This is a genomic window from Thalassovita autumnalis (assembly GCF_001458255.1).
Taxonomy (GTDB): Bacteria; Pseudomonadota; Alphaproteobacteria; order Rhodobacterales; family Rhodobacteraceae; genus Thalassobius; species Thalassobius autumnalis.
The window spans coordinates 138,287-153,347 of record NZ_CYSB01000009.1 but is presented as its reverse complement, the minus strand read 5'-3'; the positions used below and the strand labels follow the sequence as shown (position 1 = coordinate 153,347).

The 15,061-nt window shown below is 60.1% G+C and carries 15 protein-coding genes; 8 read left to right on the top strand and 7 right to left on the bottom strand.

The genetic code is table 11. The annotated features are described in order from the left end of the window. Positions 1 to 34 precede the first annotated feature (34 nt). The 3 genes from TL5118_RS03560 to TL5118_RS03550 all read right to left on the bottom strand — a co-directional run bounded on the left by TL5118_RS03560 (position 35) and on the right by TL5118_RS03550 (position 2,824). Positions 35 to 874, bottom strand: coding sequence for a universal stress protein (locus TL5118_RS03560; RefSeq protein ID WP_058243963.1), 840 nt, complete (start codon positions 872 to 874; stop codon positions 35 to 37). A gap of 111 nt (positions 875 to 985) precedes the next feature. Then, positions 986 to 1,714 carry a hypothetical protein gene (locus TL5118_RS03555; protein WP_058243962.1) on the bottom strand — a complete coding sequence of 243 codons (729 nt, stop codon included), beginning with the start codon at positions 1,712 to 1,714 and terminating at the stop codon, positions 986 to 988. Positions 1,715 to 1,810: 96 nt separating this feature from the next. Next, the gene (locus tag TL5118_RS03550; RefSeq protein ID WP_058243961.1) at positions 1,811 to 2,824 is read right to left on the bottom strand and encodes a Hint domain-containing protein; all 1,014 of its coding nucleotides are present in this window, start codon (positions 2,822 to 2,824) and stop codon (positions 1,811 to 1,813) included. Positions 2,825 to 3,084: 260 nt separating this feature from the next. Here TL5118_RS03550 and TL5118_RS03545 point away from each other — a divergent pair, with 260 nt between their 5' ends. The 8 genes from TL5118_RS03545 (at position 3,085) to TL5118_RS03510 (ending at position 10,023) form a co-directional block, all read left to right on the top strand. Then, complete coding sequence (locus TL5118_RS03545; RefSeq protein WP_058243960.1) at positions 3,085 to 3,864, top strand: SDR family oxidoreductase; 780 nt, start codon at positions 3,085 to 3,087, stop codon at positions 3,862 to 3,864. A 25-nt stretch (positions 3,865 to 3,889) separates the two neighbouring features. After that, positions 3,890 to 5,008, top strand: coding sequence for a YhaZ family DNA alkylation repair protein (locus TL5118_RS03540; RefSeq protein ID WP_058243959.1), 1,119 nt, complete (start codon positions 3,890 to 3,892; stop codon positions 5,006 to 5,008). A gap of 118 nt (positions 5,009 to 5,126) precedes the next feature. Beyond that, complete coding sequence (locus tag TL5118_RS03535) at positions 5,127 to 6,167, top strand: methyltransferase domain-containing protein (RefSeq protein ID WP_058243958.1); 1,041 nt, start codon at positions 5,127 to 5,129, stop codon at positions 6,165 to 6,167. A gap of 168 nt (positions 6,168 to 6,335) precedes the next feature. Continuing rightward, positions 6,336 to 7,388, top strand: a complete 1,053-nt coding sequence (locus TL5118_RS03530; RefSeq protein ID WP_082626320.1) for an ABC transporter ATP-binding protein — start codon at positions 6,336 to 6,338, stop codon at positions 7,386 to 7,388. A gap of 197 nt (positions 7,389 to 7,585) precedes the next feature. Further along, a complete protein-coding gene (locus tag TL5118_RS03525) occupies positions 7,586 to 7,798 on the top strand; it encodes a twin-arginine translocase TatA/TatE family subunit (protein WP_058243956.1) in 213 nt (70 codons plus the stop codon). Positions 7,799 to 7,801: 3 nt separating this feature from the next. After that, a complete protein-coding gene (tatB, locus tag TL5118_RS03520; protein ID WP_058243955.1) occupies positions 7,802 to 8,248 on the top strand; it encodes a Sec-independent protein translocase protein TatB in 447 nt (148 codons plus the stop codon). Positions 8,249 to 8,251: 3 nt separating this feature from the next. Further along, positions 8,252 to 9,184 carry a twin-arginine translocase subunit TatC gene (tatC, locus tag TL5118_RS03515; RefSeq protein ID WP_058243954.1) on the top strand — a complete coding sequence of 311 codons (933 nt, stop codon included), beginning with the start codon at positions 8,252 to 8,254 and terminating at the stop codon, positions 9,182 to 9,184. Positions 9,185 to 9,222: 38 nt separating this feature from the next. After that, on the top strand, positions 9,223 to 10,023 hold the full coding sequence (locus TL5118_RS03510) for an ATP-binding protein (protein ID WP_058244007.1): 801 nt from the start codon (positions 9,223 to 9,225) through the stop codon (positions 10,021 to 10,023). 189 nt (positions 10,024 to 10,212) lie between these two features. Here TL5118_RS03510 and TL5118_RS03505 read toward each other — a convergent pair whose 3' ends face one another. The 4 genes from TL5118_RS03505 to nuoN form a co-directional block, all read right to left on the bottom strand. Next, positions 10,213 to 11,883: a ribonuclease J gene (locus TL5118_RS03505; RefSeq protein ID WP_058243953.1), complete on the bottom strand. Its 1,671-nt coding sequence runs from the start codon at positions 11,881 to 11,883 to the stop codon at positions 10,213 to 10,215. Then, positions 11,880 to 12,659, bottom strand: coding sequence for a type III pantothenate kinase (locus TL5118_RS03500; RefSeq protein ID WP_058243952.1), 780 nt, complete (start codon positions 12,657 to 12,659; stop codon positions 11,880 to 11,882). The genes TL5118_RS03505 and TL5118_RS03500 overlap by 4 nt, the downstream gene beginning before the upstream one ends. Before the next feature lie 20 nt (positions 12,660 to 12,679). Further along, positions 12,680 to 13,429 carry a biotin--[acetyl-CoA-carboxylase] ligase gene (locus TL5118_RS03495; RefSeq protein ID WP_058243951.1) on the bottom strand — a complete coding sequence of 250 codons (750 nt, stop codon included), beginning with the start codon at positions 13,427 to 13,429 and terminating at the stop codon, positions 12,680 to 12,682. 165 nt (positions 13,430 to 13,594) lie between these two features. After that, on the bottom strand, positions 13,595 to 15,046 hold the full coding sequence (gene nuoN, locus TL5118_RS03490; RefSeq protein ID WP_058243950.1) for an NADH-quinone oxidoreductase subunit NuoN: 1,452 nt from the start codon (positions 15,044 to 15,046) through the stop codon (positions 13,595 to 13,597). Positions 15,047 to 15,061 lie beyond the last annotated feature (15 nt).

Genomic DNA, 15,061 nt, shown 5'->3' with positions numbered 1-15,061 from the left:
GCGCGTTTTCCAGTGTACCGTCGGTGAATGCAGCTTAATGCGGGCGGCAGACCAGCAGATCACAGGGCGGGTAGCGCATCAGGCTGGTGACCAGCGAGCCCAGCAAAGCCCGATGCGCCCCAACCCGGCCATGGGCCCCGATGGCGATCAGCGGCACATGTTTGGCCTGCACGATCTGGTTAAACAGCGCCTCTGCAGATCCGGTCTGAATATCGGTTTCAGACAGATTGGCCGGGGCTTCAAAACTACCCCGCCAATTGGCATCTGCGGTTTTCGCGTCAGCGCGGAAGCTTGCCTCAAGACTGTTGTCTGCCCCCCCGCCTGCGGCACGGCCCATGGCCCCATAGGGCACATGCAACGCGTGCAGCGCATGCAGATCAGCCTCTGGCGCCACCTCATTTGCCAGCAGGGCCGCTGCAGTCGAGGCTGGCGAGAAATCGGTGGCCAGTAAGACCGAATTGTATTTGGTTTCCGCAGGCTCAACCACCAGCAAAACCGCCACATGGGTCATCCGCGCAATCCGCTGCCCGGTGGTTTCATAGAGCATGTCCCAAAGGTTGCGTTCGCGGTGCGGGCCCAACACCATCAGATCCGGCTCATCATTGCGCGCGTGGGTCAGCACCAGATCGGTTGGGTCGCCCTGCTCAACCAGCACGGTGCACTCAATGCCCTGACACAGGGCCTCACGGCTGGCCTCCAGCTGGCGATGGGCATGGTTTACTTGATCTTCCCGCATGTCGTCTGGCTGCTCATCATCGACCACGGTCAGGATGGTCAATTTCGCCCCAGATTGACGCGCCAGCGCCACCGCGCGATGCAACGCCCGATCCGAGCGCTGCGACAAGTCGGTGGCCAACAAGATTGAATCGAGCATGTGTCACTCCCCTCTATGCTATTCTGAGATAGGTAGGAGAGATGAATTTTCAATCTACTGACAACAGACTGCGACCTGATGACCTAGCCCGCCCCTTAGGCAATTGTGCGATCAGATCTTGGGAAATCCCGAAGCTGAACAAGACCAGATAACGTGCCACATCAAACGCCTCATTATACGGCGAGGCAGACGCCGCATGTGGTGGTGCGACAGCAGGCGCAGCGCTTCTTCCTCGCTGAGAACATGAAACGCGCCACCCTTCGACTGCACAAATTGAAACGGCACCTCTGCAGCCTTTAACGCCTCGATCCAGATAGCATAATAGTCAATCAACGAGAATAAGTTCAGCTGAACGATCTTACTCAACGGCAGGTAAGGCTTGGCGTCGTCGTCTCGACCAAAGCCTATGCCGATGACTTTGCGTCGCGCGATGCGCTTGCGCAAAACCTCCTCTGAATCCACCATGACAATGGCCTGTCCCAAGGTTCTGCCACGGATCAACCGGGTCAAAATCGGGTGACTTTCCAAAGTTGGAAAACGCGTGACTTGATGATCTGCCTCGCCGCTGATCGACAAGTCACCGTGGATCAGATCATCTGTGCCAAACGGTGGATTTTTGGGGTTCTCAGCCTCCGACGGAAACCGCAACTGCGCATTGCGGTAGCGCGGCACCTTGGTGATAAGGTGCTGAATAAAATGGGATTTACCGGTTGAGGAGAACCCTAAAACCAAAGTGGGGCCCGGCGCCTGCAAAAAGGCCGAGGGCTCAAAGGACTCGTTTGCCACAACATCGGTGGGATGGTCGAAAACGGCGAAAGATGTCTCTGCAAGGTTAGTCAAATGCGGCCCCTCAAGCGTGTCATGTCACGCAAAAACCGCACAATGCCAGAGCTGACGCGAACGTCAAGACATCAAAACCCGCAGAGGTGGCGTGCATCACCCCGTCGAGGCGCGGCGCAGGACGGAGGTCATGTCGACCTCCCCTGTTTCGACCTTGGACAGGGAAAACTCCAGATAACTGCGGTCAGAATGGCGCAGGGTGCCGGAGCGCAGGCGTTCCGCCACTTCTGGCGGCAACGCAGGCGAGGTGCGCAAATCGGCCAGCAGCGTTTCCGCTGCGATGCCTTCGGCGTAGATGATCTGATGGTCATCAAACAGCAGCTGGTAATATTCGACAAAGCCACCGTCCAGCTGGGTGACCGTGCTGCCGTTGATCAGGTCGCGCGCTTTGATCAGCACCTCTGAGCGGCCCGCGCCCAATTCATCGGTGCGCTGGTAGACAAACAGGCGGTGTTCGGGGCTGACCACAAGGTCATTGGCGTTATGCAGGGTGCCGGCGGCGATCAGAACCGGGGCAAATTCGCCCAGAGCCCGAACGGTGGACTGCCCAATCCAGCGCAATTCCTGTGGGCCGTCATCGCGGGTCAGAACCCTGTCACCAACCTGCAGATCCTCAATCCGGCGCTGTTCGCCCGAGGCCATGGTGATATGGGTGCCGGCGGTGAAGCTGACACAGGCCACCTCGGCCAGTTTGGTTTGCGGGTTTTCGGTATCCACACCCACCAGCGTCAATTCGGTTTTGGGCCGCAGTGGCGACAGCGGCAGCGCATAGACCTCCAGCACATCACCGGCGTCATCCACCTCAACCAGCACCAGCGCTTCGGTGGTGATCCCGTCGGGCGACATGAAGGTCAGGCAGCTGTCCAGATGCAGCTGACATCCCGGCATGCCCATCTCAGTGGCGGGCGCAATGGTAAAGGCGCCCGAACGTCCCGGCACCACGGCCAGTCGCGCCGATCGTGCGCCGCCTTTCAGGAAATAGGTGTCATCCAGAACCAGCTCTTCTGCGAAAGACAGCGCATCCCCCAGATTCGCCCCATGGCTGACCCGTAACGCCGAAGACGCATAGGCTGGCAGGGTAAATACCGAACTAGGGGCAAAATCTTGCATATCGCTCTACTTTCACTGACCGGCGGGGCACCGAAACAGGCCGCGAACATCGCCGCAGCCCTTACTTTTATAGCCTTTGACGCGCCCCACAGGGGGACGCAGCGCCAAGAGGGCCGAAACACCTCCTGACAGCGTTACGTCAGGAATGCGGCGCAAATCGTCCAACCCCACGGCCTTTTGCTGGCACTTTCCTTTTGGAGGCTTCACTATACTTAACGGTACCACGAAACGCCATTTTATTGGCACAAGGGAGAATACTTATGAATCTTGGCATTGCAGGCAAACGCGCGCTGGTCTGCGCGTCCTCCAAAGGTCTGGGGCGCGGCTGTGCCGAAGCGCTGGCCGAAGCTGGTGTCAACCTGGTGATGAACGCCCGCGGCAGTGAGGCCCTGGAAGCCGCCGCCGCTGAGATCCGCGCCAAATATGGCGTTGAGGTCGAAACCTGCGCAACCGACGTCACCACCCCTGAAGGTCAGGCGCAGCTGCTGGAGGTGGCCGGCCAGGTCGACATTCTGGTGACCAACGCCGGTGGCCCGCCCCCCGGCATGTGGACGGATTGGGACCGCGAAGATTTCATCAAAGCGCTGGATGCCAACATGTTGACACCGATCGCGCTGATCAAAGCGCTGGTGCCCGGCATGATGGAGCGTGGCTGGGGCCGTGTGGTCAACATCACCTCGGTTTCGGTCAAGGCGCCGATCCCGGTTCTGGGCCTGTCGAATTCGGCCCGCGCCGGTCTGACCGGCTATGTGGCGGGCACCGCCCGTCAGGTCGCAGGCTCAGGCGTGACCATCAACAACCTGCTGCCCGGCATCCATGCCACCGACCGCGCCGTGGCGCTGGATACAGGCGTCAGCCAACAGCAGGGCATTTCGATGGATGAGGCGAAGGCCCAGCGCGCCGCAACCATTCCGGCCGGCCGTTACGGCACCTCGGAAGAGTTTGGCCAGACCTGTGCCTTCATGTGCTCGCAGCATGCGGGCTTCATGATTGGTCAAAACATCCTGCTGGATGGCGGCGCCGCCAACCAGGTGATGTAAACCACCCAAAACGGAGGAGGGCCAAATGGCCGAAGCGTTTTCGCTGAAAGACCATTTGTTCAACGCCGAAAAGGTCGCCTATCTGGGCGACCTTTTTGCCGGGGCCTGGGACGGGTTTGACCGGGATGGCTTCGTGGCAGACGTGATGGTGGAGCTGCTGCCGCTGGAGCTGAAGCAACGTCAGCAGCTGATTGCGCGGGTATTGGGTGCCAAACTGCCCGCGGACCTGCAACACAGCTACGATATCATCGCCGCCGCCCTGCCCGCGCCATGCGATCCCACGCTGTCAGATGATGATTTTGGCGATTTCATCTTTGCCCCCATCGGGGATTTCATCGCCGAACGCGGTCTTGAGGCGCCGCAGACCTCACTGCCGATGCTGGCCGAGGTCACAACACGTTTCTCAATGGAATTTGCGATCCGTCCCTTCCTGAACAAGTGGGAGGATCAGGTGATCGCTGCGATGGAGGGCTGGGTCACCTCGGATCACTACCATCTGCGCCGTCTGGTCAGCGAAGGCACCCGCCCGCGCCTGCCCTGGGGCCAGAAGGTGGCGATGGATCCGCTGCGGCCGCTGCCGTTTCTGGATCAGCTGCACAGCGATCCAACCCGCTATGTCACCCGGTCGGTTGCCAACCACCTGAACGATCTGGCAGCCCTGCATCCTGCAGAAATGATGGATCGGCTGGAGGTCTGGGACGGACAAGCAGCACAGCAGCCGAAGGAACGTGAATGGCTGACCAAACATGCGCTGCGCAACCTGATCAAGGCCGGCGACCCGCGGGCCATGGCCCTGCTGGGATTTCGTGCTGACGCCCCGGTCACAGGACAGATCACCGCCACGCCGGATCCAGTCAAAATTGACACGGCGGTCACGCTGGAAGTTACGCTGAGCAGTCCGGAAACAGTGCCGGTCCTTGTGGACTACGTGCTGCATTTCCACCGCCCCGGCGGCAAAACCGGGCGTAGAGTGCATAAACTGAAGCAGGCCAAAGTGCAGGCGGGCAAACCTCTGGTGCTGAAAAAGGCCCACAAGCTGAAAGGCAATGCCTCCACCTTCACCCTGCACCCCGGGCCGCATTGGGTGGAATTGCAGGTGAACGGTCGCATCCTCGCCGAAACCGGATTTGAGCTGATCGCCTAATCCCTCGTCTCCCTGTCTGACATTTCCCCACAATCGCGTGAGGCGCGGCAACAGGTGATTGCCCGCCTCAAAACACCGCTTTATCCCCTTCTGAACACAAGACTTTCGGGGAAGCACCATGAAACACGAAAACGTTCAGGATTATTACGGCAAAGTCCTGCAGGGCAGTGATGATCTGCAGACCAACGCCTGCTGTAGCCCGGCCGAAATGCCGCAATACGTCAAAGATGTACTGCGCAACGTGCATGATGAGGTGCTGACCCGCTACTACGGCTGCGGTCTGGTGATGCCCGAAGGTCTGGAAGGGGCGCGGGTGCTGGATCTGGGCTGCGGCGCGGGTCGCGATGTCTACGCGCTGGCCCAGCTGGTCGGCCCTGAAGGAGAGGTTGTGGGCGTCGATATGACGGCAGAGCAGCTGGCCGTCGCGCGCGACCATCAGGACTGGCATGCTGAGCGGTTCGGCTATGCCAATGTCGATTTCCGCGAAGGGTTCATTGAGAAACTGGATCAGCTGGGGCTGGAGCCAGGCAGTTTTGACGTGATCGTCTCAAACTGTGTGGTGAACCTGGCCACCGACAAACAGGCGGTGCTGAACGGCGCCTATCACCTGTTGAAACCCGGTGGCGAGATGTATTTTGCCGACGTCTATGCGGATCGCCGCGTTCCCAAAGCGATGGCCGAGGATGAGGTGCTTTATGGCGAATGCCTGTCCGGCGCCCTTTACTGGAACGATTTCCTCAGCTTTGCCCGCCGTGCAGGCTTTGACGATCCCCGTCTGGTGACACATCGCCCCCTGACCATTGAAAACCAGGTTCTGGAGGAGCGTGTTGCCCCGCTTTCCTTCACCTCAGCCACCTACCGTCTGTTCAAACTCAACGGGCTGGAACCGGCCTGCGAAGACTACGGTCAGGCGGTGATCTACAAAGGCACCCTGCCCCACGCGCCCCATCAGTTCGTCCTGGATGACCACCATGTGATTGAGGCCGGCAAGGTCTTCCCCGTCTGTGGCAACACCTGGAAAATGCTGGCCGAAACCCGACTGGCTGAACATTTCACCTTCATCGGGGACTTCTCAACCCATTACGGAATCTTCGAAGGTTGTGGCGGCGAAAGCCCGTTTGAACGCGATCTGGCCCAAGGCGCCGCACCCTGTTGCTGATCCCTTGTGCCAAGCCTTTTGGGTTGTTAAGGGTCGGCAAATCCCGATTGTTTTAATCGGACAGCCTGATTTGCCACCCGCCCCGGCCTGATCGCCGGCCAGACGCCCCAAGGATTGCCCTTGCTCACACCCGCGCCCCAGACCGCCCCCCGCCTTGAGATCCGCAATATGATGCGCAGTTTCGGCGGCACCCCGGTGGTCAATGACGTCTCACTCAAGGTGATGCCCGGTCAGGTGACCTGTCTGCTGGGCCCGTCGGGCTGCGGGAAATCCACTACGCTGCGGATGATCGCAGGGGTGGAGATGCAGGACAGCGGGGAGATCTACGTCGATGGTGAGCTGATCTGCGACACGGTGTTCCGCATCCCACCAGAACGGCGCAACATCGGGCTGATGTTTCAGGACTTCGCCCTGTTTCCGCATCTGACCGTCGGCGACAACGTCGCCTTTGGCCTGTCAGGCAGCAAAGCGGAAAAGCGCGCCCGTGTTGAGGAGCTCTTGGACAAGGTCGGCCTGCGCCGCTTCATCGATGGCTATCCCTATCTGCTGTCAGGCGGCGAGCAACAGCGTGTGGCGCTGGCCCGTGCGCTGGCCCCACGTCCCAAGATCATGTTGATGGATGAACCCTTCTCGGGCCTTGATAACCGGCTGCGCGATGACATCCGCGACCAGACGCTGGAACTGCTGAAAGCAGAAGACGCGGCAGTTCTGCTGGTGACCCATGAGCCGGAAGAAGCGATGCGCATGGCTGATGAAATTGCACTGATGCGCGGCGGTCGCATTGTGCAACAGGGCGCGCCCTATAATATCTACAACGCCCCCAAGGACCGTCAGGCCGTTTCTTTCTTTAGCGATATCAACGTGATCTGCGGCAAGGTTCAGGGCGCGCTGTGCGAAACCCCCTTTGGTCAGTTTCTGGCCCCCGGTGTGGCCGATGGCGGCGAAGTGGACATCGTGATCCGCCCGCAGCACCTGAAAATCGAATTTGATCGCAATGGCAAAGGCCCCGAGCCCACCCCACAGAACGGTGTCGCCGCCCGTGGTGAAGTGGTGCGTGCCCGTTTCATGGGATCGGAAAGCCTGGTGGAAATCCGCATGGATTACGATGGCTCCATCCTGAAAGCGACGGTGCCAAACGTGTTCCTGCCGCAACCGGGGCGCCCCTTGTGGCTGATGTTCCGTCGCGACCGCTGCTTTGTCTTTCCGCGCCAAAACGCCTGACGGGTCAAGCTGACCCCGATTTCCTACGCAGTTCTGGGTAGCGCCACAGGCGTTTTGGCCGCGCATTTGCACTGTTCTAGGAAAAATCCGCCCCTGCGGCGCATTGGTCCTTCCAACAGAGGGGTTGAGCCATTAGATACGGAAGGTGAATTTCGACGGGGCCGATCAGCGCGGACCCGTAGCAAGGGAGAGACACTATGCTGAACAATATCGGCCTTCCCGGCCTTCTTCTGATCGCCGTTGTGGTGCTGGTACTTTTCGGTCGCGGCAAGATCAGCTCGCTGATGGGTGAAGTTGGCAAAGGCATCACCTCGTTCAAGCGCGGCGTCAACGAAGGCAAAGCGGAACTGGAAGACCAGGCCGAAGCTGCCAAAGACGTGACCCCGGAGACCGAAAAAGACAAGGCCTAAGCCATGTTCGATCTGGGCATGACCGAACTCCTGGTGATCGGCATTGTGGCGCTGATCGTCGTCGGACCCAAAGACCTGCCGATGTTGTTCCGCTCTGTCGGACGTTTCGTCGGCAAAGCCAAAGGCATGGCGCGCGAGTTTAGCCGCGCGATGGATCAGGCCGCAGATGAATCCGGAATGAAAGAGGTCAGTCAAAGCCTGAAAGCGGCGACAAACCCCACTCAATTTGGGATGGATAAGGTCAAGGAAGCCACCGACAGTTTCACCAAGTGGGAACCTGACGCCGAGGGCACCCTGTCTGATGAGCGCGCCGATGCGGCCCGCAAGATCCACGACGCCACCGCCAAAAAGGCACAAGAACGTCAGGAAGCTGCTGCCGCTGAGGCTGCCGCAGATGCCGAAGCCGCCAAACCGGCTGACGCAGCCCCTGACACCAAGGCCCAAGGATAAGCCATGAGCAACTCTAACGAGCTGGAGGATTCCAGCGCCCCGCTGATCGAGCATCTGGCCGAGCTGCGTACCCGGTTGATCCGGTCTGTGCTGGCCTTCCTCGTTGGCATGGTGATCTGCTTTGCCTTTGGCGGGCAGCTGCTGGACTTCCTGCTGGATCCGATTGAGAAAACCATGCGGGATTTGGGCAACCCCAATCCGGTGATGCAATACACCGCCCCGCAGGAATATTTCTTCACCCTGATCCGCATCTCGATGGTGGGTGGTCTGGCACTGGCCTTCCCGGTGATCGGCTACCAGCTGTGGCGCTTTGTGGCGCCGGGTCTCTACAAGAATGAGAAAAACGCCTTCCTGCCCTTCCTCATCGCTTCGCCGGCGTTGTTCCTATTGGGCGCGGCCTTTTCGCATTATGTGGTGATCCCGCTGGCGATGGCCTTCTTCCTGGGCTTTGCAGATTTCCCCTCCTTCGTGTCGGCCATTCTGGTTGGCGAAGAGGTCGAAGGCTCGATGGAAGCCGCCAAAGAAGGCATCGACATTGTCTTCAACGGCAAGGTCAACGAAAGCCTCGACATCACCTTGAAGATGATCGTGGCCTTTGGCCTGTGTTTCCAGCTGCCGGTTCTGCTGACCCTGATGGGCAAGGCCGGGCTGGCCTCGGCCGCCGGGCTGCGCAACACACGCAAATATGCGGTTGTTGGCATCCTGACCGTCGCCGCGCTGGTGACCCCGCCGGATGTGACCACACAGCTGATCCTGTTCACCGTTGTTTACGGCCTCTATGAGATTTCGATCTTCCTTGTGGCCCGGGTGGAAACCAAACGCGAAGCGCAACTGCGGGCGGAGGGTTACTATGATGACGAAGAAGAGTTTGACGATCCGCTAATGGCTGAGTTTGACGCCGATGAGGCAGAAAACGCTAAGGAAAGCGACAAGTGAAAAAGACCGTAAAACGTATTGCAGAGGCGCTGGAGCGAATGGCTCCGGCGCCTCTTTCTGCACCTGACTTCGCCTCTGCGGATGCTTTTGTTTGGCATGTGGAACCTGACCGCCTGGAACCGGTAGCCAAAGTGAACCGGGTGGACCTGTCGCTGCTGGTTGGCGTCGATCGCACCCGCGAGACCCTGCTGGCCAACACGTTGCAGTTTGCCAAAGGTTTGCCCGCCAACAACGCCCTCCTCTGGGGGTCGCGCGGCATGGGTAAATCCTCCATCGTGAAGGCCATTCACGCCGAGGTGCTGCGTCAGGGCCATGATCTGAAGATCGTGGAACTGCAACGCGAGGATCTGCCGTCTGTGTCGCGGCTGATGAACCTGCTGCGCGCCTCAGAGGCGCGGTTCCTGTTGTTCTGTGATGACCTCAGCTTTGGCCATGATGACCAGCATTACAAATCGCTGAAGGCGGTTCTGGATGGCGGCATCGAAGGGCGGCCCGACAATGTAGTGTTCTACGCCACCTCCAACCGGCGCCACCTGATGCCGCGCGATATGATCGAGAACGAACGCTCCAGCGCCATCAACCCGTCTGAGGCGGTTGAGGAGAAGGTTTCCCTGTCGGATCGCTTTGGCCTTTGGCTGGGCTTCCACCCCTGTTCGCAGGATGACTACCTCGACATGATCCGCGGCTACTGCAAGGCCTATGGCGTAGAGATCGACGAAGAGACGCTCTGGGCGGAAGCTATCGAATGGCAGGCCACTCGCGGCGCCCGGTCAGGCCGTGTGGCATGGCAATACTTCACCGACCTCGCAGGTCGGCGTGGTGTGGTTATCAACGGGTGAAAGCCAACGAAGCCCACTTAGTCACTGGCGATCACCTGCGCACGAACCGAGGGGCGAAGCAAAGCGCCCGCCCCGTGGGGGCGGTTCGGGCGCTGCCAAATCAAAGATTTGGCATTATTCTGTTTCACACTCCCAATCAAAAAAGGCGCCCCCGTTCGGAGCGCCTTTCTTTTACTCAGGGTATCTACCTCACGCCGACAGGCGCGAGATGACCACTGTGACCTCTGGCTTCTTGCCGATCTCCCCCATGGCCGAACGGCGGGTGATCTTGCGCAGCTCATCTTCCAGCTTGTCGTCATCGTCCAGCGTCCGCTGTGCGGCACGGCCCATGAACTGGTTCAGGTCTTCCTCCAGCACATCGACCAGTGGCGCGTTGGACTTGCCGGTTTCGGCCAGGCCCTTCAGCTCACACCAGGGATCGCCCAGCGGCTCATTGTCCTCATCCAGGATAACAGTGACCAACACGTGGCCGTTCAGCGCCATGCGGATCCGATCCCGCACGATGCCATCCAGCGCGCCATATTGCACTGAGCCATCCAGATAAGTGCGCCCGGTTTCCACATAGTCGCAGACCTTAGGCTCCGGCCCCGACAGGTCCAGCATGGTGCCGTTGACCGCGATGGTGGCGGGGTAGCCGTTGCTTTGAGCCAGTTTGGTATGTTCCCGCAGGTGACGGTGTTCGCCATGCATCGGCACGATCATCTCAGGATGCACCAGCTTGTGCATCTCGATCAGATCGGGGCGGTTGGCGTGGCCGGAAACGTGATAACGCCCGCCGTGATCATCCACCACATCAACACCCATCTCCGAGAACTGGTTCATGATGCGGATCACGCCCCGTTCATTGCCCGGAATGGTCTTGGAGGAGAACAGGAACATGTCCCCCTCTTTCAGGCTGATGCCATTGTATTTGCCATTGGCCAGCTGGGCCGAGGCCGCGCGGCGTTCGCCCTGTGACCCGGTCACCAAGAGCATCAGGTTTTCCCGCGGAATGTCACGTGCCTCTTCGGCAGACACCACCTTGGGGAAGTCAGCCAGCACACCGGTGGTGATCGCCGCCTCAATCATCCGGCGCATGGCCCGGCCCATCAGGCAGATTGACCGCCCTGCCCGCACGCCGGCCTCAGCCAGGGTTTTCACCCGCGCGACGTTAGAGGCAAATGTGGTCGCCACAACCATGCCCGGCGCCTCAGCCACCAGCGCAGTGATCTCATCACCGATGGAGGCTTCCGAACGACCGGGCTGCGGGCTGAACACATTGGTGCTGTCACAGATCAGCGCTTTCACACCTTTCTTGGCCACTGTCGCCCAGAGGTCAGGATCAAAAGGCTCGCCCACGATGGGGGTCTTATCCAGTTTGAAATCGCCGGTATGGATCAACCGCCCCTTGGGCGTGTCGATGATCAAGGCCGAGCTTTCGGGGATCGAATGTGACATTGGCAGGAAGGCCACCTCAAAATCACCCACCTTCACACTTTCCGGCAATGGCGAGACGGTGCGCAGCACGCTGTCCGAAAAGCCATATTCTGCCAGCTTGTGCCGTGCGATATTTGCGGTGAAGGCCCGGGCAAAGATCGGCGCGCCCAGACGCTCATAAAGATGGCCCACAGCGCCGACATGGTCTTCGTGGGCATGGGTGATGAAGATCGCGTCAAGGCGATCCTTGCGCTCTTCCAGCCAGGCGATATCCGGCAGGATCAGGTCCACGCCCGGCGTGCCGTCCATATCCGGGAAGGTCACGCCCAGATCCACAAGGATCAGGCGTTCCTGATCCTTGGGGCCGTAGCCATAGACGTAACAGTTCATTCCAATCTCCCCCGCGCCGCCGAGGGGAAGATAGATCAGGCGCTGGCTGCTCATATGTTGCCTTGGTCCTTATTGTATTTGTGGATCACGGTCAGGCCGTGCATGGTCAGGTCATCCTCGATGGTGTCAAATAGGTGATCGCCCTTCTCAAACAAGGGGGCCAGACCACCGGTGCCAATGACTTTCATCGGATGACCGTATTCTGACTTGATTCGCGTAATGATGCCTTCGATCAGGCCGGTATAGCCCCAAAAGACGCCGGATTGAATGCAGCCGACCGTATTGGTGCCAATGACCTTCTCTGGCTGGCTGACATCCACATGCGGCAGCGCCGCCGCGCCGGAGTGCAGCGCCTCAAGGCTGAGGTTCACACCCGGCGCAATCACGCCGCCCACATAGGCGCCATCCTCGGCCACCACGTCAAAGTTGGTCGCAGTACCAAAGTCGACCACAACCACATTGCCGCCATGGCGCTCATACGCCGCCACCGCATTGGCCAGACGATCGGGGCCCGGCTGGGTGCCCTGATCCACCCGCGGCGTCTGCGGCAACAGGCAATCGGGCTTGCCCACCACCAGCGGGCGGCAGCCAAAGAACCGGTCAGCAAAGACGCGCAGGTTCCACACCACCCGTGGCACGGTTGAGGAAATCACCACATCGGTGATCTTGGCTTTGATGCCGTAGTGATTGATCAGCGTCGAATACCAGGTGAAATAGGCATCCGCGGTGCGGGCATGGTGGGTGGAGGTGCGCAGGGTGCACAGGAATTTTTCCCCGTCCCAGATTGAGAACACCGTATTTGTATTGCCGCAGTCGATGGCCAGAAGCATGAACGCCCCCCGTGGATGCTTCAGAAGAAAATGTCAGCGGCCGCGATGGTTTCGCGACCTTTTGCGGTGGATAGGACAAGATTGCCCGCCGCGTCTACCGTCTCGAAGGTGCCGGTGCGTTCATCGCGCATGCTGCGTGCTGTAATCACCTCACCCAGACGGGCCGCGCGATCCAGCCACAGGGCGCGGATCGGCTCAAACCCGTAGATGCGGAACTGCGCCTCATGATGGGCATAGGCCGGGGCCAGCGCGTCCAGAAACTCCTCCGGTGACACCGCAATCCCGGTTTCTGACAGGAGCGATACTGGCCGGACAGCCCCCTCCTCCACCTGATCGGCGCCCGGGGCTTCTTTCAGGTTCACCCCGATCCCAATGCCGATGTGGCGGATGTCGCGCGCCATGCCGACGCTTTCCAACAGAATGCCAGCGACCTTGCCGCCGTTCAGCAACACGTCATTGGGCCATTTCAGGCTCAGCCCCTGCGGCCGGCCTGTGACCGCAACAAAGGCATCATAAAGCGCCAGGGAGGCCACGAAACTGCGCAGCGCAACCACCTCGGGCGGTTCCGTCGGATGCAGCACCAGCGTGGCGGCAAAGTTGCCCACCGGATTGACCCAGGCCCGGCCGCGCCGACCACGTCCTGCGGTCTGCTCCAGCGCCAATATCCACTCCGGCCCCGCCAGATCATCAGCGATCCGTGCCGCCTCTGCGTTGGTGCTATCGATGCTTGCCAGCACCCGTTTTCCGTAACCGTCCGGCCAATCCTGCATGAGGTCTGCCTTTCATCGTTCCCAAAATACTCCCGCCGGAGGCATGCCGCGCTAGCGGCAATAAACCCAGCGAAAATGACACGGCGCGCCCGAGTGTCCCCGCGCGCGCCCGTAAATCTTGCAAGTTCGGGGCCATCTTGGCCCTGCGGCTTAAGGCTGCAGCGCTTAGTTGACCAGCGTCGCGGCGGCGGCTTCGGCCCAGGCTTCAACGCCCAAGAGGTTCACACCGGGCAGCCAAGCCAGACCGATGATCACGGCCGAGACCATCAACAGCCCCCAGAGCACCGGCTGCGCACCGCTGTCGAGGCTCTCCTCGCTCTCGTCACCGAAGTACATGTAGTAGACGATCCGCAGGTAGTAGAAGGCGCCGATGACCGAGGCCACAACACCCAGCACCGCCAGCCAGATCAGACCGGCCTCATAAGCGGCCTGCAGCACGTAGAACTTGCCAAAGAAGCCCACCATCGGCGGCACACCTGCCAGCGAGAACAAGAGAACCAGCATCGCCAGCGCTTTGCCCGGCTCCCGTTTGGCATACATGTTCAGTGCGTTGATATCGGTGACCGGCTGGCCGTCTTTCTCCATCGTCAGGATGAAGGCGAAGGTGCCGATGTTCATCGTGACATAGATCACCATGTAAATCAGCAGCGCCTGCACACCAAAGGCCGTGCCTGCCGCCAGACCCATCATCGCATAACCCATATGGGCGATCGAGGAATAGGCCATCAGACGTTTGATGTTGGTCTGACCAATCGCAGCCACAGCACCGAGGAACATCGACAAGAGCGACAACAGCGCCACAACCTGCTGCCAGTCCTTGGTGACACCGCCAAAGGCGTCATGCAGCACCCGGGCAAACAGCGCCATTGCGGCGATCTTGGGGGCGGTTGCAAAAAACGCAGTGACCGGGGTGGGCGCGCCTTCGTAAACGTCCGGCGTCCACATGTGGAACGGCACCGCCGAGATCTTGAACGCCAGGCCCGAGATCACCAGCACCAGACCAAACAGCAGCCCCAGCGAGGCATGCCCGCCCGATGCGGCCTCAATGATGCCCGAAAACAGCGTGGTGCCCGAGAAACCATAGACCAGCGACGAGCCAAACAGCAGCAGGCCAGAGCTGAGCGAGCCCAGCACGAAATACTTCAGACCCGCCTCAGTGGATTTGACGCTGTCACGGCGCAGCGAGGCGATCACGTAGAGCGCCAGAGACTGCAGTTCCAGCCCCAGATACAGCGCCATCAGGTCACCGGCAGACACCATGACCATCATGCCGACAACAGCCAGCGCCATCAGCATCGGATATTCAAACCGCAGCATGTCGCGGCGGCTCATATACTCCTGGCTCATCACCAGAATGGCCGCAGCGCTCAGCAGGATGGCAACCTTGGCAAAGCGGGCAAAGGCATCGTCATTGTACATGCCGTCAAAGGCCACGTGGCTGCCGCTGCCCGACATGCCAATCCATGCCGCCAGCAGCACAAAGACCAATGCGGTGGTCCATGTCAGCAGCGGGCCCAGCTTGTCCTTGCCGGTGTAGACCGCAAAAACCAGCCCCAGCATCGCGTAAACGGACAGCAGGATTTCCGGCAGGATAATGTTCAGATCAGCCTGGATCATCTCTCAGGGCTCCCG

Coding starts and splice junctions, on each gene's coding strand:
- TL5118_RS03560 (WP_058243963.1), bottom strand. CDS start 874: ATGCTCGATTCAATCTTGTTGGCCACCGACTTGTCGCAGCGCTCGGAT.
- TL5118_RS03550 (WP_058243961.1), bottom strand. CDS start 2,824: ATGCAAGATTTTGCCCCTAGTTCGGTATTTACCCTGCCAGCCTATGCG.
- TL5118_RS03545 (WP_058243960.1), top strand. CDS start 3,085: ATGAATCTTGGCATTGCAGGCAAACGCGCGCTGGTCTGCGCGTCCTCC.
- TL5118_RS03540 (WP_058243959.1), top strand. CDS start 3,890: ATGGCCGAAGCGTTTTCGCTGAAAGACCATTTGTTCAACGCCGAAAAG.
- TL5118_RS03535 (WP_058243958.1), top strand. CDS start 5,127: ATGAAACACGAAAACGTTCAGGATTATTACGGCAAAGTCCTGCAGGGC.
- TL5118_RS03530 (WP_082626320.1), top strand. CDS start 6,336: ATGATGCGCAGTTTCGGCGGCACCCCGGTGGTCAATGACGTCTCACTC.
- TL5118_RS03525 (WP_058243956.1), top strand. CDS start 7,586: ATGCTGAACAATATCGGCCTTCCCGGCCTTCTTCTGATCGCCGTTGTG.
- tatB (WP_058243955.1), top strand. CDS start 7,802: ATGTTCGATCTGGGCATGACCGAACTCCTGGTGATCGGCATTGTGGCG.
- tatC (WP_058243954.1), top strand. CDS start 8,252: ATGAGCAACTCTAACGAGCTGGAGGATTCCAGCGCCCCGCTGATCGAG.
- TL5118_RS03510 (WP_058244007.1), top strand. CDS start 9,223: ATGGCTCCGGCGCCTCTTTCTGCACCTGACTTCGCCTCTGCGGATGCT.
- TL5118_RS03505 (WP_058243953.1), bottom strand. CDS start 11,883: ATGAGCAGCCAGCGCCTGATCTATCTTCCCCTCGGCGGCGCGGGGGAG.
- TL5118_RS03500 (WP_058243952.1), bottom strand. CDS start 12,659: ATGCTTCTGGCCATCGACTGCGGCAATACAAATACGGTGTTCTCAATC.
- TL5118_RS03495 (WP_058243951.1), bottom strand. CDS start 13,429: ATGCAGGATTGGCCGGACGGTTACGGAAAACGGGTGCTGGCAAGCATC.
- nuoN (WP_058243950.1), bottom strand. CDS start 15,046: ATGATCCAGGCTGATCTGAACATTATCCTGCCGGAAATCCTGCTGTCC.